Here is a 25,000-nt window from a genome sequence, read left to right on the forward strand (position 1 = left end):
TTTCGCCGTTTCTTCGACAAGACACTTTTGCGCGTCATCCAGCACGGCATCGTGCGCCCGGAACTTTCGCATGTCGGTCTTTGGCTTCGAGTCTGCGAAACCCACCTCAATAGGCCGTGCCAGGATGCCCGGTTCAGTTCTCAGCCAGAATGATCGGGTCAAATCCACCGCTGCGCCATTGTTGCAGGGCCGAGGTGAAATTTGGTCCGGGTACTCCGTCGATTGCGCTGGAGTAATAGCCGGCCTGCTGGAGCAGTTTTTGAACTTCCATGATTGTCTCGCGTGACCATTGGTCTGATGCCAATGAGAGCTGATCGAGGATGGCACCATCATCCTCTGCCGCACCGCGTAACAGCATCCGGGCCGCTTCAGATGGATCACGTGGAACCCCCCGGCCTTCATCCAGCAGAATGGCCGCCGCCAGATAGCCCTGATATTCTCCGTCGCGCGCTGCTCGCTGGAAATACCCCAGCGCCTGGTCTGGGCTGCCGGCGATACCGTCCTGAGCCAGTACGCCGAGGTTGAAGGTGGCTTTGGCCGAGCCACCATCTGCCGCTTGCTGCAACAAAGCCACTGCTCGGGTTTCGTCTTTGGGAACGATCTGCCCCTCGAACAAGGTCACGGCCAGGTTGATCATCGCGTCGAAACTGCCGCCTGCCGCAGCGCTTCGGTAGAGTTCCAAGGCACGGCTGGTGTCCTGTCCCACACCGGTGCCGCCTTCGTACAACTGCGCAAGCGAGACCATGGCGCGCAGGTCCCCTTGCTCTGCTGCCTGTCGATACAGTGTAACCGCGCGCTCGATATCGCCGGACGCAATGGTTGCCCGGGCCAGAAGGGCCACGTAATGCGGCAGATCTGGCGATTGAGCAGCCGCGGCACTACAGGCCTGGATCGCCGAGATCGCATTTTCCTGCAATCGCGTGAAAGGAACTCCAGGAATGCTGGCTGTTCGGTCCCTTGGATGCGTTGCCAGTCTTTCGCAAATGCCCCCGGGTGTGCTGTCTTCGGGACGCGGAATCGATGCAATCACCCGCTGTGCTTGTTCCACATGACGTCCGTCAGGATATTGCTCCAGATAGAATTCCAGCAAGGGACGCATCCGGCTGCGTTGCGCGAGTTTCCAGAGCCGTTCAGCCTGCTCATCCGCGTCGCCAGTTGAGAATGAACGGGTGACGAACTCGCCTTGATCGGCTTTGTCCAGAAAAGCCACCACTTCACCGACATGAGCGCCCTGAGGGTAGCGATCAATATAAAGCTGCATCAAAGACGGGTCTTGCGCATTGGCCGCGACTTGCCACAGCAGAGTTTCCTCGGATGCGGTTACAGGGCTGTTGTCAAAGCGGAATTGTTGGGTCAGGGACGAATTGTCCCACGGGATCTGGCGCCCGCCTGTGGCCGCCAGTACATCCTTGCGCACCGAGATCAGAAGGTCCGAGATATCCTGACCCGGCGTATAGATATGGCTCAGCAAGGCTTCGGTGAAAAAACTGTTCCGCCCGGTCCCGTCATAGGCCACGTTGTCTGGCTGTGTTGCATAGGCGAATAGAAAGTCAGCCGCGCTGCCCACGCGGGCAAGCCCGTCGCCCCCTACATCAAGCCCGGTGCCTTCAAACGGATTGTCGCGGCAGGCATCCAGAAAAACCAGCCGGATCCCATCCGAACGTTCCATGCGGCTGACAAATTCCTCCATCGCGACGGTCTGTTCGGGGATGTCCGCGGGGGTCGAGATCTCGGCATCCACGGGCACAAGATAGTTGCGACCGTCCACCTGAAACCCGTGACCCGCGTAAAACAGAAGGGAGACATCGGAATCTGCCGCAGTCGCCCCATAGGATTCCGCAAGCGTCAGCATCTCGTCCCGGGTAAGATCCGTGCCCAGAAAAACGTCAAAACCAAGCCCTTCAAGCGCGATGGCCAGATCCGAGGCGTCATTGATTGGATTGTCCAGCGAGCCAACCGCCAGGTAATCCGAGTTGCCAATCACCAAAGCCACGCGTTTGTCCGCAAGCGCAGCGCAGGCGCTGAACAGCATCAATATCACAGCGGTGAGGCTACGGATCAAAAACACGGTGCTTACTCCGGCAGATCAAAGGCCGATGGCGCGGGTGAGGCTGATTTCAGCCTGGCCTACGGCAGCTACGATTGTTTCTACCTGCTGGTTCTGGATGATGACAAGTTCCGGGTCCGTTGCGCGGATCAATGTGATCGCTTTGCGAATTTCGCGCTGCGCCTGCTGAATCTCGCGCCGCGCCTGTTGTACCGCGTCGCGGCGGATTGCTGCGCGCTCTTCTGCGGTGGTGGCCAGAGCCAGACGGCGGTTGGCGGTCTCACCTGCCTCGCGGATGCCCGCGCTGGCGCCCCGGATGATTTCACCCACGGACTCAAGCCCGGGCGGAAGACCATCGACAATCTCATCCAGATCTTCGGCGTAATCATCCATGGCTTCGGCCAGACAGGACAGGTATTCGCTCACATTCTCTCCGCTGCTGGCGCAAGAGGACACATCGCTGTCGAAATCCTGCGACGCGTTCTCGACTGTACCCAAAGCCGCTTCTGCCTCGGCCACGGTTGTGACAGCTGTGCCACCGCCGCCACCGCCGGTGATCGTAGTGTCAACCGTTGGTGTGATGGTTACCGTAGGCGTTGGCGGCACCGGAATAATCGTCGTTGTGCCGCCGATCACCGCGACCCCCGGCAAAGAGGCCACCGCATAGTTCACACCGCCTGAACTGACCAAGTTGGAGGAGCTGAGCGTGAAACTCGTTGTGCCCGGTGAGGTGCTTGCGAAATTTGGCGACTGGAATGCGGATGCGGTGTTCAACGTATCCGAGGCGGGTCCAAACAGGTAGACCGAAGGCCCACCATAGACGGTGCCGGTTGCGGTTGCCGTCGATGTCGCACCGGTTGGGACAACCATCGAATTCGGGATCGCAAAGACCACTGGCGAGGTCGTGTAGTTGGCTGGGTTTGTGCTGCCCGTTCCGGGGGCCCAGTTTGTTCTGAAATTCCACCCTTGGGCGGAAGCGAGGCGATAGAATGTTTGCGTGTTCTGCAGTTGTCGCGTGGTCAGGCTGGTGCCGCCGCCCGCGCTGGACGATTGCCCGGTTGTGTTGCGGTTCCAGAACGATGCGTTAACAGAGCCGGTATTCGCACCAACCAGCCCACCAAGTCGCGGCGAGACATTCGCCCCGGAAAAACTGACGGGCCCGGTGGCGTAGGTGCGCGTTATCGTGCCGCTATTTGATCCGACCAGACCGCCAAAATAGGCTGGTGATGTCGACGGCGCCAGGCTGTTCCCACCTGTCACACTCGACGTGGAATATGAATCCCGTATCAGAGAAAAATTCTCACCAACGAGACCACCCATTACATAGGTTAACGAAGCGCTGCCGGTTACCGACCCTGTGCTATGGGATCGGATAATGCTGCCGGTGTTTCGACCCACCAAGCCGCCGGTGATTACGGTGTCCGATTCAATCGGGATCACATCGACGGCGGCTGTGGAAAAGCTGTCGATGATCGTGCCGCTGTTTTCGCCGACCAGTCCGCCGGACGGCGCATAGCCGCCGCTGAACAACGTCCCCGAAGTCATCACGCCCGATACGGTGCCGTCGTTGACGGCGGCCAGTATACCACCTTCACCAACCGAGACGTCGGCATTGGTGATCGACAAATTCCGGACCGTGCCGCTGAGGACGTTGAAAAGCCCAGCGGCGTTGAAGGTGTCGTTTATGAACAATCCGTCGATAGCAAACCGGTTGCCTTCCAGGGTGCCAGAAAAATTCATCGGTTCAAAACCGCGGAACCAGGTCGAGGTGGCAGAGGCGTCGATATTGTTGGCCAGTTCGAAATTGAGGCTGGACAGCTGCGAGCCGCCAATGCCTTGCAGGCCATAGACGTCGGTCAAACGGTACGGATTCGAACCTGATCCGTTGCCACCCGAGACGCGCAGGAAATTGGCTGAGGGGTTGATCGCGAAATCGGACGCCGCAAAGCTGGGCAGATTGGTGCTGATCTGACGCCAGAACCCTGCCAGCAAAGAAAACGTGCCGACATTGACGTCTCCACCGGCGCCTGTGGTGATCAGGCCAAGCCCGTCGACGGCCCCGAGCGCAGTTAAGACCAACCCACCGCTGGGCGCAGTGATGGCACCGTTCAGCGTAATCGCATTGTCCGCGATCAAGATAAGATCGGTGGCGCTTGTCCAATCGATATCCGCGTTGATCGTGATGTTGCCCGCATCCGGACCGGTTCCCGACGTGGTCAACGTCACACCTGCCGAGGCCAGTTGCCCTTCCAGAACAGCTTCCGAAATCGTGCCGGGAACGGTCACATTGATCGGGTCCAGCAGCAACTCGCCAATTCGGCCATTGGGCGCGCGCAAGTCGGCGAAACCGCGATAGATCAGATCGATCTTGCCAGAAACCTCGGCAAACCCGCCATCGCCAGCTTCGGCGCCGCCACGGGCCGAGATGTCGCCATGGAACTTGGTCAGATAGTCGGACCAGACGATGATGCGCCCGCCGTCACCGCGCGTACCGCCATTTGCGACGATCTTTGAATTTGCATCCACCGTGGTTGTATGCGCCGTTTGCAAGGACCCGCCGCCCTGGAAGTCACCGCCAACAAGGATGGTGCCGCCGTCGCCGGCCCCTGCCCCATTGGCTTTTAACGTTGCACCGGCCAGCTTGATCGCCTCGCCAGTGACAGTGATTGTACCACCATCCTGCGACCGAACACGGGGCCGGGGCGAGCGGGTCAGTTCCGCTTTGCGCGCCGAGGTGTTAATCTTGCCGCTGACTTGGACACCGCCGCCGCTGCCGCCAAGCACGACTGCGCCGGACACACCACTGACCGAGCGGGCCTCGATCACGCCTGACATATTGATCACCTGACGCGCCGCATTGCGCGCGCTGGCGGCTTTCAGGTGCACAACACCTCCATCCGCTTCGATCCGCCCGGAATTGGTGACCAGATCCTCCATTGTCGTGTCAGAGGGTACGGCAACCTGAAGAAAGCCATCGCCCGACACATCCAATGTTACTTTTTCTCCGGCCCCAAGCCCGACTTTGCCCAAGGGAACCTGGATCAACCCCGAATTGGTCACCTTGCCACCGATCAGTGCGGCATAGCCCCCGGGTACGATGGATATCGTCCCGGCATTCTCAACAGCGGCTGACGCGCCGTCGCCAGCGTAGCGATATCTGCCGTTCAGAAAATCATCATCCGAGATATCCAGTGTCGAGGCCACAAATCCCGCTGCGTTAACATGGCCATTTGGCCCGATGACGATACCGTTGGGATTGACCAGATGAACCTTGCCATTTGCATTCATCTGACCGTGGATTTGGCTGGTCGTATCGCCGGTCACGCGATTCAGGATCACACTGTTCTTGCCCGGCTGCTGGATGTTCACCGTCGATCCCGACCCGATCGAGAACCCGTTCCAGTTCACAATCGCAGTGTTCGAACCCTGGTTGATGTTCAACGTGTTCGCGTTGGGTTTCTTGATCTTGACCTGGCCCGCTGCAACGGTTCCGCCATTGGGCAAGGATTGGGCCACCGCCGTTGTGGTCCACAACAGCGCCGAGGCGGACAAAATCGCCGCGCAGTACCACAGGGTGGCTCGCTTAGAACCTGCGGCTTGCAACGATGGTGAACCTGTTTCCATCTTGTCCAAGGTCATCGCGTTCGCCCCTTCCATATTCCACTCGTACCGATCCGGATCGATAGGCCGAGTCTTCAATCGTAAACAAATCAAGCCCGATCCCATAGGAAAAGGCAGTGGTTGTGCTTTGCTCAAATACTGTGGGTTGTTGCAGGCCAAGTTCTCCGTATGCGCCGAAAGCATAGGGTTTCAGCAACAGAGGAACCCCAGCAAGCGTGACTTGCTGCGACCGCCCAACCTCGGTCCGAACAACCCAGCCATCATCCCCGCGCAACTCGCCGGCATCAAAGGTCGACAATTCGCTAGAGCTGGCGATATTGAATTGCTCGGAGGTCACCAGCGGGTCTCCAAAGCTTGTTTGAACGCGACCACTCACGCTGAGCGACCACAGCGCGCTGAGCGGGCGCTGATATTGCGCTGAAAGAACCAACTTGGTGAACTCTGCGCTGGCACCTTGCCGGGACAAGGGTGTGTCGCCCGGCCCCGTAGTCGAACTGGCACCAAACGCGTCCAAACCGCGTGACAAGATCGCGCTGCCCCTCAGAAACGATCCGTTTTCATAATTCACCGACGCGTCAGCCGTCGCCCGTAGAACACTCAGATCGTCATCATAGATCGGCAGCTTGAGTGATCCTGCCAAAATGTCCTGCGAGTCGCTGATCCGATCCAGAATAAGCTGTGATGACAGGTTCAGTTTTCGCGACCTGATCCAGGGATAATACAACCGGAACGAAAAGCGGTCGAAACGGCTTTCATTGGGCAGGAAACTGGAATCGGGTTGCGCCGTACTTGCGGTGAATTCAGCGTTGAGGGTCAGACCGTCGTAACCGACCGGAAGCACAGCCCCCGCCGCAAGAATCCGGTATTGGGGATCACTTGAGAAATAGCGTGGCGCCGCACCGCCTGCGTTGAAATAGAATGTCTCACCCAGATCAAGCGCACCGTTGACCTCAAGCCCAAGTGACAGGTTTACAGGGCCAAGTTCATCCGACAGCGTGTTGTCAAAGCCATAAGATCCGGTGAACTGCTTGAATTGACCATCCAGTGTCAAAACCGTTGCACCCGAAGCATCACCGGCTGACAGTGTTGAAGCCAGGCGCAGTCCAAACGTATCGCCCGCAAGCAACAAGGCGCGTTCAATCTGCTGCAGTGTCACTCCGCGCTTGCCGATCAGTGGCTGCGTGATCGCAACAACCCGTTCGCGCGCCTGATCGGGTACCTTTGCGGAATCTATCCGTTCGATGAAGCCATCGATCACGACGATCCGCAGGGTTCCGCCGTCTCGCAGCGTCTGCTGCGGAAGAACCACGCGGCTTAAAACGTACCCGGCATTGGTGTAGGCGGTTTCAAGCCGATTGGTCGCCGCAAAGATCTCGGATACGGCAACGCGCTTGCCGGTCAGCCGTTCGGCAAAAGCGGCATTGGCCTCGGCCATCTGTGGCAAAGCGCCTTGGATATCGACACCACCGACGGTGACAAACAATCGATCTGCACCCTCGGGAATCGGAGCGCCGGGATCGCGCGCGACAGTAACTGGCCCGGTACTGCGTTGATTTTGCGGTTGAAATGTCGAAGGCGCCAGGTTGGAGGCACTTTGCGCCTGCGCGGGCCCGCTGGTGACCAGAGACAAAGCCGCAATCATCGAAGCGACCGAAGCGAACTTGTTGATAGGCGTCATGGGACGAGGCGGCCTTTGGCGTTTGGTCTGGTTTGGCTTGGGAGCGTTGCGGCACCAATCAGAACGCAGCCCAATACCCAAAGCAAGATCGGTTCGAGCATTACTACCTGCCTGTTGAATTTACCCCACATAAGGAAACCTCTTCGCGGGTTTTATGTGATCGGTCTGTGTTCCAGATCACAAAGGCGGGGCTCCTGGTGCAAAAAACTCAAAAAAGACCCTGCTCAAGCCATTCTTCGATCTTGTCGCGGCTCACTTCGAAATGCATCGAATCCTCGCGACCCCAGGCCGCCCCCCATACCCATCCTTCATCGCGGAAGAAGTCTGCAAGGATTGTTAGGCCAAGCTGTGTTTTTCCGTCGCCAAGGGTATCGAGCACACCGTCAATATTGAGATCGACAGCAAGACCATATGCATGCGCAGAGGCCGATTCAGTCGCCCCTCGGATGCGGCGAACACATAATGAGCCGGCTGTATTGATCCGGGCATAGAGATCGGGGTCTGTGCGTTCGATGTTCTCGAAAACCGTTCTCAGGGACTCGATTGCCGGTTTCAGCATCCGCACCCGAACCGGCCCAACATCCTCCAACACCAGGTTATCCTGCAGTCGGGGGTTGGTCATCGACTGGCATTCATCCGTCAATTCCTCGCGCGGCAGGCCAAATGTTTCGCGAAGAAAAGCCGCGCCAGCCAGTTCGAGATCTTCGTTCACCTTTTTACGGTCTGCAATCAGCACAACCTGAGCGTATGCGTCTATGATCTCATTCGGTGTCGAACTGTCAAACCCAAAATCATCCGCAGCATCAAGGTTTTGCTGCTGTAAATACGTCCCACCGCTCTGGCTGCTGGACATCTGCTGAGTCAGGCGTTCGACCTGATTGCGCAAATCCTCTACCTGTTGGCTCAGCATCTCGATTTCGATCCGCGCGCCCGAGTCGATTGCGGGGCCCTCGAAGTTTTCCTCGAAAGGCATGACCAGAGGAACGACATACCAGAGAATCGGGGCAAGAATGATTGCCACGGCCAAGATGATCGCGGGCACGATGCGCATTGCGTGGGTTTTCCTGTTTTCTGCTGCCTTCTAGGTTGAACTTAAAATGCGCCCGCCAAGTTGTCACCCAATTGCCCTAAAATTGTCTTTCGACTGTGTGACATTCTTCATTGTCGGGTGTTGGGCGCACCGGTAATCTCTGGCTCAAATTGAGAAGGAATTGGACAAATGATTGCACTTTCATCCCTGAAACACATCGGCGCTTCGGTGTTTGCTATCGTATGCGCGACCAATATCGCTTTGGCCCAATCTGACGAGCTGACCGCTGACGAGATTACGGACGCTTTCAACAAGCAAAAAACGCGTGGGCTGGTTCTGGTGCCCTCCACCGCGACCGATGAGACGGCCAATGTCGTGACTGAAACCACTGTCGCCACAGCGCCCACTGGATATCAACCCGTAGCAGCCGAAGATCAGGTGAACATTCAGGTTCGCTTTGATTTCGCCTCAGCCGCGCTGCGCGAAGATGAAAAGCCGAAACTGTCGTCCCTGTGCCAGGCCATGAAGAATGTGGACGTGAACGTCTTTCAGATCATCGGCCACACCGACAGCGCCGGTTCGGCGGAATACAACCAGAACCTGTCTTTGCTGCGCGCCAAGGAAGTTAAGCGCTTTCTGATCAGCGATTGCGGCATCGCAGAAGAGCGGCTGGAGGTTTTGGGCCTCGGCGAGGCCGAACCTCTGAACAAAGCTGATCCACGTGCTGACGAAAATCGCCGCGTTGAATTCCAGGCCCTTGGCTGATTTATAATCTGCTAAACACCTAAAAAACTGAGGACAGCATGACTGAATCCCGCGCAGGCGACCTGTTTCAGCCGGGCGATCTGGTGAACAATACTTATCGGATCGAGGCCATTCTTGGGCGGGGCGGTACATCTGACGTCTATCGGGCCCGCTCTGAGATTTCAGGGCGGCTCGCAGCGCTGAAAGTTCTGAAGGCCGAATTTTCAAGCAATGACGACTACCTCGTTCTGCTGACCCGGGAAGAGGAAATTCGCGATATCCGCCATGATGCGGTTGTCCGGTATTCCGAGAACAACCGCACCGCAGATGGGCATGTCTATCTGGTGATGGACTATGTGGATGGCCCTGGCCTGGATCAGAAATTGCGCCAAGGTCCGATGTCTGCGGCGGACATACTGACCGTTTGCAAACGTGTTTGCGAAGGGCTCGAGGCCGCCCACGCGCGTAAGATTGTCCACCGCGACCTGAGCCCTGACAACATCATTTTGCGTGATGGGGATCCCGCGCAGGCTGTGATCATTGATTTCGGAATTGCAAAAGACACGAATCCGGGTGCAGAAACCATCGTCGGTGGAGAATTTGCGGGTAAATACGCCTATGCAGCCCCCGAACAGCTTTCGGGCAAAACGGATCAGCGCACGGACATCTATTCTCTGGGCGCTCTGCTGCTGGCCAACTTCCGTGGGCAAAAGGCCGATGCCGGGCGCAACCTTTTGGAAGTTGTCGAGAACAAGAAACAGCCGCTGGACACGAGCGGTGTACCGGAACCTTTGAAGGCTATCATCGACAAGATGACGGCGCCCAATCCCGATGAGAGGTACCAAACCGCCAGCGACGTGCTGCGCGCTTTGGCGTCTGCGCGGTCAGGCCCTTCTGTCGAAGCCGAGAGCGAAGACGACGCGACAATTATCGTTCCGAAAAGCCAGTCCGCGCCAGCGCCGGAATCGGCGAAGGCCCCGTCCGAACCCGCCCCGGCCCCGCGCAACACGAGCTCAAAGCCTGCGAAGGCCGGTCAAACCAAGAAGTCGCGCGGGGGACTGGTTGCAGTTGTTGGCGTTCTGGCCGTCGCAGGTATTGGTGCTGGTGGTTACTTCGGCGGTGCATTTGACGGCTTCCTGGCCCCGTCCTATCCCGTCGCGGCACCCTATACACTTGTGGCAGACAAACGCGCCGACCTTCCGCCGCGCGTCGTGGGCTTTGTTCCTTCAGAAGATGTTCGTGATGCCTTGACCAGCGACATGACCGCCGAAGGTGGCGAAGTCGATCTGACCCTGGCTTCGGGCGACATTTCCGAGAATTGGGGCAGCGCTGTCACTGAAATCGTCGACTCGGTCATGGAAATGGACGAATGGCGACTGGTGGTGAACGGGAATGAAGCGAGGCTGACCGGCCAAACCAGCAACGAAACCCTGCATGGCGCGTTGGAGCAGCTGTACTCGGCTGGCCTTCCTGCTGGGCTAGAAGGCTCTGTCGAGCTGGAGCTTGAGCCCTTGTTCCTACCCGCCGCCGATATTCGCCCGGTCCTGAACGGTCTGGCTGATTGCGGGCCGCTTGAGCTGGTCGATGCCCCGGCCACAGGTTACGGTCCCGAGACAGCGATCAGAGTCAGCGGTACGCTTGCATCCCAGGACAGTATGATTGGATTGCAGACCGCGTTAAATGCGATTGCCGGTGGTCGGCCTATTGATTTGGGTCAGGTCAATTTGCTTAACCCAACCCTGTGTTTGATCGAAAATTTCCTTCCAAGCGCTCCGTCGAGCGATATTTCAATCGCATTTTTCAATGGGGAAGAAAACAACAGCCCGAACCCATCCGGGGATTTCGTTGTCGGGCAAAATCCAGTGATTGATGTCGATCTGCCCGGTGACGTGCAGGATGGTTACTTGTCTGTGTCCGTGCTCGATGTGTCTGGCAACGTCTTTCACCTGATCCCGAACGTGACACGGCAGGAAAACAGTATCTCAGCTCTGCGAAATGGTGAAACGGGTCCGATGTCGGTTCGGGTTGCCTATTCGATCCCCGAAAGTCGCGAGAACGGTGGCATCGCGTTTCAAGTCGATGACAGTGCGTTGGGCAAAAGCAAAGTGATTGTCCTGCACACCGACAACCAGCTGTTCGACACGCTCCGGCCCACAACCGAATCCGCTGCGGGTTATGCCGAAGCGCTTCGGGAACAGGATCGGAACGTCGACACGCAGATCCTGTCCTTGGATAGCCGCATCCTGACAACTCTGGAACAATAGGAACGGGTGCGCTGATATCATGCCCTGCTTTTGCAAATCCAACGCGACCACCCTGCCCAACCTGAGGCCAACGGCGAACCTGTCGGTGCGCGCAGTGCCGCCACAGATGATGAAGCTTTTGTCGTTGCTGGGTCTGCAGGGCAATGCCAGCAGTCAGGCGCGCGCGGATCTGAAACTGAACGCGATGCTGCCTGATATGACGCCTGACATGTATATGCGGGCGACCATGAATGCCAAGGCCCCCAATGTCGCTCTGCCAGCTATCTTGCCAACTGACGGTGGTGGAGCGATCTCAATGATGATGAAACTGGTCGCCGCCGGTTTCCCGCTGACCAACACGCGCGCCTTTCTGGCAGAGATACAGCAAGCGGTGATGAGCCTTGCGGCAAATGTCCTGCCCGCCGCGCAGAACATGCCCAAGATACCGGGGCCTCAGCTGCAAAACATGACCTTGGCAGCCAATATGACACTGGCGTTGCGTGCGCGTGGGATCTGTCCGATGGCGCTTGCAGGGCTCGATTATTCTTATGAGGCGGCCATGGAAGTTGGTGAGGCTGGATCGCGAGGCACCTGTTCTGCGGCCCTGAACTTCGCGGCCTCCCTGCCTCGTATCACGCTCCCGCCCTTTGCCTTGCCGCGCCCCAAACTTGATCTGTCGAGACAGCTTGCCTTGCTGGCCCCGGCGGCAGCGGCACCGGCGAGCATGGGTCTGCCTCCGGTTTCGGATCCGAACATGATGCGGGCGCTGTTGGGGCAGTTGGCGGCGCTTTCGGCGATACCGGTCCCGAACTTGCCGGTTTCATTGGATGAGCTGATGGCCATGGCTGATCAGCTCAAGGATCTTGCAACGATTCAAGAGGCCTTTGGCCCCGACGCGCTGACGCCCAGCGGTATTGCCCGGGTTAACGCGATGCTCAGATACATGGCGCGGTTGCATGTCCCTGTCCCGCTGGAAGCTCAGGCGCTGCAATTGCAACTGGATGCGCTGCCCAAGCTGGAAGACGTCACACAAGGGGCACAGACCGCACAAAGCGGTGCGATGAACCTCGCAGCTTCAATGCGTGTTCAACCCCCAGCGGTGCCGATCCTTCCGATCCTCCAGGCGCTGGCGAAAATGGCCAAATCCCTGCCGGGACTGCCACTTGGGCCTTGCGACGCCTGCACCACAGATATTGGATCAGTGCGCGACAGCCTGAGCAGCATGAAACTGCCGCCAGCCCCAGCCATCCCGCCGTTGCCGCAGATGTTCTAGGTCAGAGAACGTCCACCACGATCACGCTGATATTGTCAGCCCCGCCACCATCCAGAGCAACTTGGATCAACTGATCCGCAACCGTTTCAATCGGCATCTCGGTCAGGGCCTTCTCGAGCATCGAGAAAGTGGCATATTTGCTAAGCCCGTCCGAGCAGATCAGGAAACGGTCGCCGGGCTGAACCTTGCCGCGGATTTTGTCCAGCTCCAACGTGTCACCAACGCCAACCGCGCGGGTGATAGCATTGGATTGCGGATGTTGTTCGGCCTCGTCCCAGCTCATTTGTCCGGCCAGAACCAGATCGGCAACAACCGAATGGTCAGTCGTAAGCATCTGGATTTTGCGCTCCCGCAACAGGTAAATCCGGCTATCCCCCGCCCAGAGCCCTACAAAATGCCCATTGGCGAGCATGATGCACGCGACCGTAGTGCCAATCGTGCCACCGCCTCGAGCCTCGGATTCCTGACGGATCACGCCATGCGCTTTCTGGATCGCATCGCGCAAGGCCGACAAACTCTCGGTCGGAGGCAATCCCGGCGGCATCGCGGCAACCATGTCGGCCACCAGGCGGCTGGCATAGTCGCCCGCCTCATAGCCCCCCATGCCGTCAGCAACCAGCCAAAGGCTTTCCTCTGGCAGCGCCAGCACCGAGTCTTCGTTGACCTTGCGCTTTAGCCCGACATGGCTGCGGGCGCTGTACCGAACGCGGTGACTTGAATTCATATTGGTCTGGCCTCGGTCCATAATGCGGCGTGAAGATTGAACAGGCCTTGCAGGTTTGGCCCTTCCGGCAAACCTTCACAGACCATCAGCCTTGGCACCCCGTCGATTTCAGTGCTCCAAACACTTGGGGTGCGATATCGTTGCGATGCCAACCCGGATGCGAAATCCGGCAGCAAACTGTCGGACGCTTCACCGCGTGTCAGGACCATCGTATTTCCATGTTCCCGGACGGGCGCTGCAGGTTGTTGGACGGGCGCGGCAATTTCCGCCAAACCCGCCTCAAGCTTGTCGCGGGTCATGTCATCTTCTAACGCGGCCAAAGCCAAGTCTTCAAGCTTCCGGTAGGTGTCCAATGACCGGAAATGCGCCAGCAGGGCCGAACCTTCGTTTGACAATGGCGCGACCAGTGTCAGGGGAAAACGGCGACCGACCCGATCAACCGACGGCATCAGCACGCCCAACATCTTTTGCGGACCGGCCAGCCCCGGCGACAGGCAAAACCTCCAGATCGGGCTGGACATATAATGCTGGTCCCACGCCTGACCTAGGGATTGCGCCGCGTCCAGCATGCTGCGCTGTATCCAAGTATCCCAGGGCTGCACGAAACTCGGCGGAACGCCCAGTCGAAAAAAATCCCCGACCGAGGGCATTTTGCCAAAAGCGCCAAAGCCCGCCTGCTGCATCAGAACGACTTGGGGCAGCTGAACTGTTGCAGCGCCGGCAGTGCAAAGGGGTTGATGACCGATCCCGACTGCAACTGGAAGATCGCGATGCGACCGCCCACGTTAAAGATCACTTTCTTGCGGTCCGAAACATTCGTGCGGCGCACCTCTGCCGCATCCAGCAGACGGAACCACGCCCAGGGGCCATCCTTGGACAGCACACTTTCAATGTTGCGTTTTTCCGGGTCAAAGCTCACCCGCGCCAACCCGACCGGCCCCGGCCAGGTCACCGCCAAGGGCGATGGCAGTCCGCCACGGTGACGGAACTCAAGCGATTGGCCGTCGATCTCAAGCTTTACACCTTTTGCCTTCGGGTCCAGCGCTTCGGGCATGATCTGAAACTGGATCTGAGGCTGCGGACCTGCGGCAAAGAACGCCTCTTTGATTTCGGCGGCGTTCTGGAATTGGGTCAGGACAGCCTGGCTAATCCCAAGATCGGCCTCGTTGACACCGGATTTCCAAGACCATGGCCGGGTGCGCATATCTACGTGTTTGGCCAGATTTTGCGTAAAAAACGTGTCGATCAAACCCTGCGGGCCGAACAGCTTGCCAAAATCGCCCATCGCCACATCAGCGCCCGAGCGGCGGTTGAACGGATACCGATCGGTAACCACCTGTTCGCAGAACGGCAGAACATTGGCCTGCCAACGCGCATTGATCGACGCCCGGGTGCTGTCCGAGGTGATCCCTGACGATCCGTCGATGATCTGTACGGCCCAGCGTTCCATCGGGCCGGGTATGCGGGCGGCCTCTTGCTGGAACTGCTGCAACGCCTGACCGGTCTCACCGCCTGAAACGCCACTGAACGACATTTTGTTCAGCTCTTGATACACGCCGGTTAGCGAGCCCATCAGCATATCCAATTGCGAAGGTTGCCCCTCTTGTGAATCGACCAGCTGATGCAGCCAGGAAAAGCGATCCTGCACGTACTGGCCCGGTTCCTGCACCGGTTCGGAGTTTCCAACGCCGCTGGACTTGGCCAACGCTTCAAGCAGGATCTGGGTTTGAACCGATGTGGCCGACTGCAATTCAAGGCTTGCAGCGTTTGACAAGCCCTCGTTCAGAGCGCCACTATCCGCTAAAAGCGATTTGCTTTCGGTCAGCTTGGTTTCATCTGAAATCGAATTCAGAATGTTAACGATCGGGGAGGTTGGGCCCGACAGAACGTTCGTCACCTCAACCGCGTGGCTGAGGCTTTCCATCGGAACAATGTCGATATCACCGAGCATAGCATCATAGCGGGCGATATAGTCGTTGTAATAGAGATCCAGAACATCCCGGCTGAGCGCAGCAAGCGCCTGTTCGGTCTGTTCGGCCTCACCACGCGGGCCCAATACCCAGCTTTCCTTCTGCACCCGTTTCGCGACGCCGAGGGCTTCGCCCAGCAAAACATCGTTGAACCCGGAATGCGTGAAGATCCCTTCGATGCCCTCATTCAGCGGTTTACCCGAGGAGCGGACCAGAACACGGCCCACTGCGGGCCCACCAACATCCGTGATCCGCCATTCTGGAAGCGCTGTTGCCGCGGGGCTAGAGATGATGCCGTTGTAAACACGCTGTGCCAAAGGCAGTTCCGACAGGATGCCCTGAATTTGATCGACCATCGGGCCGTTCAGCGCCACCTCTTGCATTGGCTGGCTGAGCAGCGCATCCAGGTGATCGTTCAGATCAGTGCGCAACTCTTCCCGCGACGGACCAGGGAAGGACACTGTCCAATCGATATTCATCCATTCCTTGACCAGATCCTGGTTCATAGGCCCCTGCAACCCCAGCATCAGATACACTTTCAACGCTTCGTACAGAACGTCGGGGTTGTTGATATTGGCGGCCATCTGTTCTTCCAGACGTAGCAATAGCCGCGGCAGCAAACGCTGGTTCAACGCAGCGCGATAGGTTTGCGCTGCCTGCGTGCCAATCACATCGCCCTGATACAGCCCATAGGTCAGGCGCCGTTCCGGTGCTGGGTCGGACAGTGTCGGATTGGCGGGCAGGTCGCGCAGGGAATTCAACGCCGCAACAACCGGCACCAGATCAGTATCGCCCACCGGGCTGGGTGGCAGGGTCGCAGCCGCTGCCTGATAGGCCGATACGCCCTCTTGCGCTTCGGCGATCAGATCAGAATTGCCCATAAAGCTGCGCACCAGCAACCCGCCGACGGCAATCGCTGCCAGCAAAGTGGCCGCAATCGACGCCCATTTGGTGATTTTGTATCGCCGCTCGACCTTGTCATCGGCGCTGACCAGACCTGCCTCGCGAAAGATGACCTGATCAAAGAGCCGCGTCAGGAAATACGACCGACCTGAACCCTGCCCGGACCCGATGGCCTGACGTCCGATACCGAAGGTGCGCGCCATGCCCAGCATTAGCCGGTCAATCGGAGTACCTTCTTGCGTGCCAGACGTGAAATACACGCCGCGCAGCATGTGGCGATGTTGATATCGGCTGTCCTGAAACACTTCGGTCAGGAATTCATGCGCCACTTTGCGGACCGAAGCGACCTGCATCGGGAAACCTGCGATCAGCGCACGGCGCTGCGGATCGGTCTCGGTCTGCATACGCTCCAGCGACTGAGCATTAAGACGCCCCAGCAACAAAGTAAATTCTTCGTCAAAAGCCGCGACCGGTGATTGTTCGCTGCGCGACTTGTCCAATGGCAGAGTGAAACCCCAGACCTGTTCGCGATCTTCCTTGCCCAGATTGTCAAAGAACTCGGCAAAACCCGCGATCAGGTCTGCCTTGGTAAAGAGGATATAGACCGGGAACCGCACGCCCAACTTCTCGCGCAGCTCTTCCAGTCGACGGCGCACTGCTTTGGCGTGTTCTTGTTGCGTCACCTCATCTTGCAGCGACAGATCAGACAGGGAAATCGCGATCATCGCGCCATTGATCGGCTGGCGTTTGCGGTATTTCTTCAGCAGGTTCAAAAACCCGATCCAGGCCGCGTTGTCGACCTCGGCATCGCTTTCCTGGGTCGTATACCGACCGGCCGTGTCGATCAGCACGGCGTTCTCAGTGAACCACCAATCGCAGTTTCTTGTGCCCCCAACACCGCCGATTGCCGTTTTGCCCAGCTCATCCGCCAGAGGGAAGTTCAGGCCCGAGTTGACAATGGCTGTGGTTTTTCCGGCACCCGGGGGGCCGATCATCACGTACCAGGGCAGTTCGTTCAGGTGACGCCGTCCGTTCTTGGATTTACGCAACGCTGCCATGGCGGTTTTCAACTTGCCGCGCAGCTCGGAAATTTCGCTGTCGATCATGTCACCGCCATCACTGACGGACTCAGTGATCTCTTCGGTCAGTTTCTTGTCGCGCCGCCGGCGCAAGAAGAAGACTGTCAGCCCGATGGCCAAGAAAAAGGCGTAGATAACCCCGCACCAGATCAGTCGTGTGGTTGAACTGTCCAATGGTCGCCACTCATCCGATCCGATCATCGGACCGAAGAAGTACAAGGCCAGCGACAGCGCCGTGGCCGTAAAGAACAGCACGGTGTAGATCGACAGGAATATGAATTTCAGAATCTTGAGGAAATACATCAGCTCTCCTCCTGAACCAGCAGGACTTCGATCCGGCGATTGGTCGCCCGACCTTCGCGGGTGGCGTTATCGGCAATTGGCTCGCTATCGGCGCGGCCCTCGGCGCTGAGCCGGTTGGGGTTGGCCATTTCACCAGCCATTTGGTTCATCACCGATTTGGCGCGGGCCAAAGAGAGGGCCAGATTGGATGGGAACCGGGACGAGCGGATCGGCACATTGTCCGAATGCCCCGCGACTATCACCGTTCCGGGCTCTTCATTCAGGGCGACGGCAACGCGGCGCACCGGTTCACGGAACTTGTCTTGCAGATGATCCGAGCCCGATCCGAACATCCCCGACCCTTTGATACGTATGATCAGCGTGTTGCCCTTTTCAAAGACTTCTACCAAACCTTCATCGATTTCCGGCTGCAAGAAGGCCACGACCTTTTCGACCTGCGGCTGAGCTTGCGGCGGCGGTGGAGGAGGTGGTGGCGCACGGCGCTGTAATTCAGTCACCGGCCCTGCATCAATCACTGACATCTGTCCGACGAGGTTTTCGGTTTTGTTCGACAGGGCATACGACAGACCGCCAAACTCGATCATCAGCAACAAGGCAGTTACACCAAGCGCGATCCAGACCGGTTTCCATAGGCTGAGCGCGCGATAGGGCTTGTTCTCACCTTCCCAATGCGGTGCCAGATCATGTTCGAACGCACCGCGCTGTGCCCGGATCACGCGGGCCAGGCCCTGCCGGATTTGCAGATGTTTGTCGGGCCCGCCCTGTTCCACCCGCAACCGGCCTTCAAAGCCAAGCGAAAGGCACATATACACAAATTCCAGCAACTCGATATTGTTCGCCGGATCCTGTTCCAGCCGGGCAAGCAAGTCATAAAACCGGTCACCGCCAACAGTTTCGCGATGGAATGTCCCCACCAGGGATTGAGTGGCCCAAGAGGATTGCCCTCCCCAAGGCGTGTTCAGGACAACATCATCCAAAGTGGCGCACAGCGCATATCGGGCGACCTTGACGCTTTGGGCCGGGATGCCAGCTTGTAGTGCGGCATTCTCAAAGCTGCGCACCTCGGCCACGACGCTTTGGCGCAGTTTGTCCGGGTCCATATGCTGTGCGCGGTTGCGAATGCGGCTGATAAGGGAAAACAGCGGTGCCGCACAGGCATTCAACCGGTTCATACCCGTGGTTGCCAAATCCTCGGTCGGGCCCGAAGGCGGTTGCGACTGCGCGGGCGGCACGCCGTATCCCGCCGGAGCTGCTGCTTGCGGTGCAAGCGGCTGCTCTAGCGGATCGGGATACCCTGCCGGTTGTTGCGGCGCCGCAGGCTGCTGCACGCCACCAGTTTGACGGCGACCACCCGGATTGGGTCGGATCACCGTTTTGTCGGTATCGTCCGGTTCGGCAAAAGGATCTTTGTCGGACATCGTCTACCTGTTTCCTTCAAGGCCCCCTGTTGCAGTCTGAGCCACAGGATCGACCCTATCAATTTGTTTCGCCTCAGCCAGTAATCACCTTCACACAGGAAGGGGTGATTTTACTGATTACGGATGGCCCACAGCTCCATTTCAAGGCCTGGATACTGCCCCGACACATGCACTGCGATACCGCCAGAAGTTGTCATTTTGCCCCAATACGGGCTGGCGGCGTCAAGCTCGAAATAGACAACGCCAGAATGGTAGGGGATTTGCCGCGGGGCTACGGGCAAAGGCCGCAAGGTAATTCCGGGCAGAGCCGAATTTACCAATTGGCGAATTTCCTCGACCGGGCCGGTCTTGGCCTGACCGGCAAAATGGCGGCGCACGTCTTCGGCAGGAATATCGGCATTGACGGCCAGCACAAAGCCCGCGCTACCAATCAGCTTGCGATCAGCGATGACGCCAACGCTGATGCCGTATTTGCGCGGCTCAAGGGGGATCGAAATCGCGGTCTGTTCCAGAACCGAGCTGAGATATTGCCGCAGCGCCCGGATCACCGGTGCAAATGACTCGGTCAGAGTGTCATGCTGATAGGCCGGGAATTGCACGGCCTCTTTCTCGGCGCTCATGAAGGTTGCCAGTTCGCCCGCAAGCGAGGCACAAACGCGATACGCGTGTTCGGGATGCACGTTTTCGATATTGGCGAAATGGCGTACCAGCGGCAGGTTGCGGTTGATTGTCATCAACAGCAAAAAGTCCGAGATCTCGGCCGCACCTTTAGCCGGGCCGCCCTCAGACAAACGCCCGGCCAGCGCTTGCATGCGATGAGACAGCATCCCCTCAAGCTCGTTCATGAAGCCAGCCAGCGCGGGTGCCGCTCGCACGTCCAGAACCGACGGGATAAACCCGCGATCCAGGATGATCTCTTTGTCGGGGCGCACTTCGATGATCTTGGCAATCGGAATGGCCAGCTTGTCAGCCAGATCATCCACAGCCAGTGCAAATTGCAGGCGCAGCTTGCCAACGCCCAACGTCACCGGTTTTTTCTGCTGGCTCATCACATCGGTGATTTCCTGTTCCGCCGGGCGCAACCGGCTGACCGATTGTTCGGCACCGCTCAAATCGACCTCGGACGCTCCCTGGCGTCGTTGCGGGACGGTCAGATAGACAATGCAATCCTTGATCGTTTCCGGCACTTCCAGCGCGGGCGGGTGATCTTCGGCTTGTGGCACGCGAAACACCTGCCCGTCCGGTGTCAGCCCCGAACAGGATTTCAGCGCGAATTGGCCGACTTTCAGAACTTCGTCATCAATCTCAAGCGCGCTGACACCCCAGGCATAGGGGGTGACACGGCGGGCAAGCCCAGCGACAAGCGCCTCGGTATACCGATCCGCCTGCTGAAAATGATGGGGTTGCAGAAACAACCCTTCGGTCCAAAGCACCTTGCTGTCCCAGGACAATGGCTGCCCTCCTTTGTTCTTTCGCCCAATTCAGGCGTTATTTCAGCTTTTCCAGCTGATCTTTGTACGCGCGCGCGAATTCCCGGCTGAACAGATCGTGGAAATCATTCTCTGCCTGATCCGAGATTTCGGCATACATCTTTTCGTATACTTCCCAATATTGGGCCTTCTTACCCTTGAAAAGTGACCCAAGTTTGCCCGAATCCTCAATTTTTCCAGCCAGCACCTCGGGGTCGAGCCGGGCCAGAACGCCTTTCAACGCGGCCTCCATGCCCGTTACCATCGCAACCTCATGGGCTTTGATGTCATTCAAAGCCTGCTCGGTGGCTTCCTCGGATGCCAAATACCCTTTGACCCGGGGTTTGACCAACGCCTCGATGGCCTGTTCGGCACTGATCGAGAATTTCAGCGGGTTGTTCCCACCGGCGCTAATCATCGTCTGATCAATGCGAAACTCGGACTTGATCGAGGTGCGCGTCATCAGGATTTCGCGCAGACCCGAGATCATGGTGCGCAGCACGCGACCCATCCGCCCCATCGTTGCGGGCAGGTCAGCATCGTCGATTTTCAGATCATCGACCTCCAGTGCTTCCAAGAACGCACGCGCCGCGGACGGATCACCTACAGTTGCGGTCACCGGTGCGGGGGGTTCGGGTATTGGCGGCTTGGGATGCGCAGGAGTTTGATCTTGCGGCGCAGGCCTTATGGGCGGCGGAGTGGTTTGTGCAGAAGGTTCCGGTGTGGAAAACGGATCTGCAGATGCGCCGCCTGAAGGCGACAACAGATCATCATCCCAATCATCCGGAATCAGGTTCGCCCCGCCCCCGCTTTGTGGGGCCGTAAACGCATCCGATGTGGACGGGTTATGCATCGCATCGCTAGCCCCCATACCTGCATGTGGATCTTTGGGTTTGGCGAAAAACGGATCGTCGTCATCAAGCGGAGGCAGCAATTCGTCCATCGGATCTGGTGTCGCAATCTGCCCCGGCCCCTTTGGCGCATCACCACCCAGCAGATCGTCGAGGAAGTCACCACCCGGCCCTGCGTCATCTAGCAAAGCCAAAGGATCCGGCGCATTCTGAGCCTGACCCGGAGAGACCCCGGCCTGTTGCATCGGCTGCGGGATCATTTCTTCGAATGTCGGAAGATCTGCGCCAATCTCGACGATCATCTCATAGCCGCCCGCCGTCAGCACATCGCCGTTGTTCAAAGGCGTTGGGGTGCGGCCCAAGGCGATCTTGGAATAGTTCAGAAAGGTCCCGTTCGTCGACAGATCGACGATCACTACATTGCCATTGTGATCTTCGATCACAAAATGGCTTTTGCTGAGCGTTTTTTCGGGATCGGGCAATACAAGGTCGTTGGCCGGGCCACGCCCGACGGTCAAAGAGCCCCCCTGCATCGATACCGGGCGCCCGTCGCCCGGCACGATGCCGGTGGATTGAAATTTTAGTGTGACCGTCATTCCTGTGTCTTCATCCTCCAACCAGCACCGTGAACTCCCCCTTGATGATCGGGCCGCCGCAGGCGCAGGTATCCATCACCCGCGCCGCTGGTAACTTGCTGATCAACACCGTCGCCGACCCCTTGATGATCGGGTGCGGGAAGGCCGGTGTCGCAAGATCCGTCAGCCGCGCAGCAGGCAGCTTGGCAACCAGAACCGTTGGACAGCAGGGTGGCATGATCGGCATTGGCACCGGGGCCGGTGGTGGTGGCGCTGGCGGCGGGGCCGGCAGCGTACACATGTGCAAATCCGTTACACGGGCCTGAGGGAATCCCATGTCTAATCCTCTGTCTCGTTCGTGGCCGCCTCGCGGTCCAGCTTACCATTCCCACCCCGAGCAATATCGACGCCTCGGTCGATCAGCAACTGCACGTAGGCATCAAAATCGCCTTCATGGTTGTCCATGGCAACAACATTCATCGCAAAAGCCACTGTTTCAGCAGCGCCCGGAGGCGAGGGAATGTTGGCCAGATCTCCTGTTCCCAGCGTTCCTTCGGAATATAGCACGCCCATGGCGCAGTTCACGGTCTCGTCGTCGGGTTCTGCCAAGTCGAGCGTTTCTCCGGCCTTTTCACGGTTTTCCTCGGTCGGCCGAAACACCCATTCCTCGGCGGCGGCAAGCGAAGCCGTGTTGTTATCCGGTGCTTCGCCTACATAATCTCGCGCCGCGAGGCACGACCACCAGACCCGCTCGCGTGGCGGCAGCGCAACACCCAAAAGACGCAATATGTCGATAAACGCCTCTTTCTTGTCCAGCTCAGCCAGCACAACATCCAAGGGTGCGCTGGCCGGCGCGTCGAGCTTGGTCCCCAATCGGGCGTTTGCGTCCGCCAACATGCGCGCCGCTGGCGCGTCGGGGGTTTTGGTCATTCCACTAAATCGATCACTCATCAGCCTATCCCCTAGTTGATCATGGTCAGGCCGCCCTTAAGGGTCAGCATCGCATCGCCATTCACGGTGGTCATCGGGCTTTTGGCGTCAAGTTTCGCATTCGCTTGCACCTTGATCATGGTGCTCTTGATGGTCACCGACGTTGGGTCCAGCTTGATTGACGAGCTGCCAACTTTCAGCTCGATCGACTGCATGGCAGTCATGGTGATCTTGCCAGACTTCGCGTCGACCTGGATGTTGCCCATGCTCACCGTTGTTGTCTTGTTGCCGGATTTGACCGTCTCGACAGTGTTGCCGGTCACGGTCCGGGTCGACTTGCCTTCGATCGTTTCGGTCTGGTCGGTCTTGATGCTGACCGTCTGGCTGCCGGTTTCGATCTTGAAGGTGTGATCACCTTCCTTGATCGTTTCATCCACGTTCTTCTTGACCACCTGGCTTAGACATCCGTCGCCACCATTGCCACCCTTGTCCAGCTTGTCATAACCGATGGTAATGGTGGACATGTTCTTGACCAGTTTCTCGTGGTCTTTCTGCGCCTGGAAACGGACAAGCTCGGCGTCTTTCTTATCTTCGAACATAAGTTCGTTGTAAGTATCCGCACTGCCCTTGGTGGTGGACCGGGTCTTGATCCCAGACTGTGTCTGATTGGCAGGCAGAGCATAGGGTGGCATCGTGTCTGCGTTATACAGCATCCCGGTACAGATCGGCCTGTCAGGATCACCCTCTTCAAACTGGATGACCACTTCCTGACCGATGCGCGGTATGCTGACCATACCCCAGCTCTTGCCCGACCACGGTGTCACAACGCGCACCCAGCAGGTGGTTTTCTCGTCGTTTTTGCCTTCGCGATCCCAGTGGAACTGAACTTTGATACGCCCATATTTGTCGGTCCAAATCTCCTCGCCCTTCTTGCCTGTCACAATCGCAGTGTGCAGGCCGGAAATCTCTGGCCAAGCAATCGTCCGCAAGGATTTGAACTCAGTTTTCGCAGGCTGAGCCTCGAACTCGACCATGAACATTTCGCCGCTGTCATCGGGAAACTCCAACGCGCCGGTGTCCAGGTCCTTTTGCTTTTTCTCAAAGCCATAACCTTCGGTTGTCTGAAGGAAATATTTGGCGCTGACGATCAGGTACTCGGCATTCTGAGACTTGTCGGGATGATCCGTCAGCGTGAACTTTCGCCCCGTTTCCAGCGACCTGACCGAGGCACGGGCCCGGCGTCTATCAAACAAGGCGTCTTCTGCCAGCATGCGCACCCGGGCACGGGTATCACCCAGCTTGGTCTCTTTGTGGTGACCCGGAATGTCATAAAGTTCCAGTTTGTCTTTGAAACTATGGCCGGGTTTGGTTGCCGTATTTGCCCGCGCATCCAACGACGCTTTGGGTTTTTCAAAGTCGAAATCCCCAAGCGAGACGACACCCGGTTTGATCGCTTCGGACGCGGCCCATTCGGTGACGAAATCACCCAGCCGTTGTTCATAGTCGTCACCGCCGCGAAATTCGACCTTGGGCTCTCCTTTGATCGGTGTATGGGCTGTCGGGCCGTCGCACAGAACAAGTTTTTCGTTTTTCTTGTCCGCGTCAGAATAGTCGAAGAAGTAGTAGATCCCTTCTTCCTGCATCAACCGCGACACGAAGTCGAAATCCGTTTCGCGATATTGAACGCAGTATTCTCGCTTTTCATAGGTCGAAGACAGGACTTTCTTGAAGTCAGAAATCTTGTGCTCGTCCTTAAAGATTTTCTCGATTATCTCGACCGATGTCATGTTCTGGAAAATACGACTGTTGGTCGATTGCGTGAGCAACCAGAACCAAGGGCGCAGTTCGGCCAGAAACTGCACGAAACCGTCGCGAAGGGCCAGACGCTCGACCCGGACAATTGTGCCAGTGAATTTGCGCTTTGCACCTTCTTCGGCGTCAAGATGAATGGTCATCACTTTGCCCAAAAGCTTATCGAGTTCAATCGTCGTTTTTTCCGACATGAACTCGACCTGTATCTCGGTCAGCTTCCCAAGTTCTTCGGTCACGATGGCGCGTCGGATGACCAAATCATCTTCGCCATAGGAATATGAACCTGTGATCCGGAGGGGCCACTCTTTGCTCTGCAAACTTTCCGCCATT

General features: G+C 57.9%; 16 protein-coding genes. 3 read left to right on the forward strand and 13 right to left on the reverse strand.

What is annotated here, in order from left to right; translation table 11 throughout:
- Positions 1 to 133: 133 nt before the first annotated feature.
- From GOW40_RS12130 to GOW40_RS12145, 4 genes are all read right to left on the reverse strand, one after another.
- Positions 134 to 2,068, reverse strand: a complete 1,935-nt coding sequence (locus GOW40_RS12130; protein WP_171136710.1) for a caspase family protein — start codon at positions 2,066 to 2,068, stop codon at positions 134 to 136.
- A gap of 18 nt (positions 2,069 to 2,086) precedes the next feature.
- Positions 2,087 to 5,686: a filamentous hemagglutinin N-terminal domain-containing protein gene (locus tag GOW40_RS12135; RefSeq protein ID WP_171133005.1), complete on the reverse strand. Its 3,600-nt coding sequence runs from the start codon at positions 5,684 to 5,686 to the stop codon at positions 2,087 to 2,089.
- Positions 5,631 to 7,346, reverse strand: coding sequence for a ShlB/FhaC/HecB family hemolysin secretion/activation protein (locus GOW40_RS12140; protein WP_254444419.1), 1,716 nt, complete (start codon positions 7,344 to 7,346; stop codon positions 5,631 to 5,633). The genes GOW40_RS12135 and GOW40_RS12140 overlap by 56 nt, the downstream gene beginning before the upstream one ends.
- A gap of 208 nt (positions 7,347 to 7,554) precedes the next feature.
- Positions 7,555 to 8,397, reverse strand: a complete 843-nt coding sequence (locus tag GOW40_RS12145) for a M15 family metallopeptidase (protein ID WP_171133004.1) — start codon at positions 8,395 to 8,397, stop codon at positions 7,555 to 7,557.
- A 168-nt stretch (positions 8,398 to 8,565) separates the two neighbouring features.
- Here GOW40_RS12145 and GOW40_RS12150 point away from each other — a divergent pair, with 168 nt between their 5' ends.
- The 3 genes from GOW40_RS12150 to GOW40_RS12160 are packed head-to-tail and all read left to right on the forward strand — an operon-like array spanning position 8,566 to position 12,636.
- Entirely contained in the window at positions 8,566 to 9,141 is a 576-nt protein-coding gene (locus GOW40_RS12150; RefSeq protein ID WP_171133003.1) for an OmpA family protein, read from the forward strand.
- Positions 9,142 to 9,179: 38 nt separating this feature from the next.
- Positions 9,180 to 11,384 carry a serine/threonine protein kinase gene (locus GOW40_RS12155; RefSeq protein ID WP_171133002.1) on the forward strand — a complete coding sequence of 735 codons (2,205 nt, stop codon included), beginning with the start codon at positions 9,180 to 9,182 and terminating at the stop codon, positions 11,382 to 11,384.
- A 19-nt stretch (positions 11,385 to 11,403) separates the two neighbouring features.
- Positions 11,404 to 12,636 carry a hypothetical protein gene (locus GOW40_RS12160; RefSeq protein ID WP_171133001.1) on the forward strand — a complete coding sequence of 411 codons (1,233 nt, stop codon included), beginning with the start codon at positions 11,404 to 11,406 and terminating at the stop codon, positions 12,634 to 12,636.
- A gap of 1 nt (position 12,637) precedes the next feature.
- Here the strand turns inward: GOW40_RS12160 and GOW40_RS12165 are convergent, their stop codons facing one another.
- The 9 genes from GOW40_RS12165 to GOW40_RS12205 all read right to left on the reverse strand — a co-directional run bounded on the left by GOW40_RS12165 (position 12,638) and on the right by GOW40_RS12205 (position 24,999).
- Positions 12,638 to 13,360 (reverse strand): PP2C family serine/threonine-protein phosphatase, encoded by a 723-nt coding sequence (locus tag GOW40_RS12165; RefSeq protein WP_171133000.1) that lies wholly within the window; start codon positions 13,358 to 13,360, stop codon positions 12,638 to 12,640.
- On the reverse strand, positions 13,357 to 14,043 hold the full coding sequence (gene tagF, locus GOW40_RS12170; RefSeq protein WP_171132999.1) for a type VI secretion system-associated protein TagF: 687 nt from the start codon (positions 14,041 to 14,043) through the stop codon (positions 13,357 to 13,359). Before tagF ends, GOW40_RS12165 begins: the two co-directional genes overlap by 4 nt.
- Positions 14,043 to 17,615, reverse strand: coding sequence for a type VI secretion system membrane subunit TssM (gene tssM / locus GOW40_RS12175; RefSeq protein WP_171132998.1), 3,573 nt, complete (start codon positions 17,613 to 17,615; stop codon positions 14,043 to 14,045). Before tssM ends, tagF begins: the two co-directional genes overlap by 1 nt.
- Positions 17,615 to 19,033, reverse strand: coding sequence for a type IVB secretion system protein IcmH/DotU (gene icmH / locus GOW40_RS12180; protein ID WP_171103384.1), 1,419 nt, complete (start codon positions 19,031 to 19,033; stop codon positions 17,615 to 17,617). The genes tssM and icmH overlap by 1 nt, the downstream gene beginning before the upstream one ends.
- Positions 19,034 to 19,143: 110 nt before the next feature.
- On the reverse strand, positions 19,144 to 20,484 hold the full coding sequence (tssK, locus tag GOW40_RS12185) for a type VI secretion system baseplate subunit TssK (protein WP_171136709.1): 1,341 nt from the start codon (positions 20,482 to 20,484) through the stop codon (positions 19,144 to 19,146).
- Between the two features lie 37 nt (positions 20,485 to 20,521).
- On the reverse strand, positions 20,522 to 21,949 hold the full coding sequence (tagH, locus tag GOW40_RS12190; protein WP_171136708.1) for a type VI secretion system-associated FHA domain protein TagH: 1,428 nt from the start codon (positions 21,947 to 21,949) through the stop codon (positions 20,522 to 20,524).
- Positions 21,950 to 21,959: 10 nt separating this feature from the next.
- Positions 21,960 to 22,265 carry a PAAR domain-containing protein gene (locus tag GOW40_RS12195; protein WP_171103373.1) on the reverse strand — a complete coding sequence of 102 codons (306 nt, stop codon included), beginning with the start codon at positions 22,263 to 22,265 and terminating at the stop codon, positions 21,960 to 21,962.
- Between the two features lie 2 nt (positions 22,266 to 22,267).
- Positions 22,268 to 22,879, reverse strand: a complete 612-nt coding sequence (locus tag GOW40_RS12200) for a hypothetical protein (RefSeq protein ID WP_171103371.1) — start codon at positions 22,877 to 22,879, stop codon at positions 22,268 to 22,270.
- An 11-nt stretch (positions 22,880 to 22,890) separates the two neighbouring features.
- The gene (locus GOW40_RS12205) at positions 22,891 to 24,999 is read right to left on the reverse strand and encodes a type VI secretion system Vgr family protein (protein WP_171132995.1); all 2,109 of its coding nucleotides are present in this window, start codon (positions 24,997 to 24,999) and stop codon (positions 22,891 to 22,893) included.
- Position 25,000: the final 1 nt, after the last annotated feature.

This window comes from Ruegeria sp. HKCCA6707 (assembly GCF_013033515.1).
GTDB lineage: Bacteria > Pseudomonadota > Alphaproteobacteria > Rhodobacterales > Rhodobacteraceae > Ruegeria.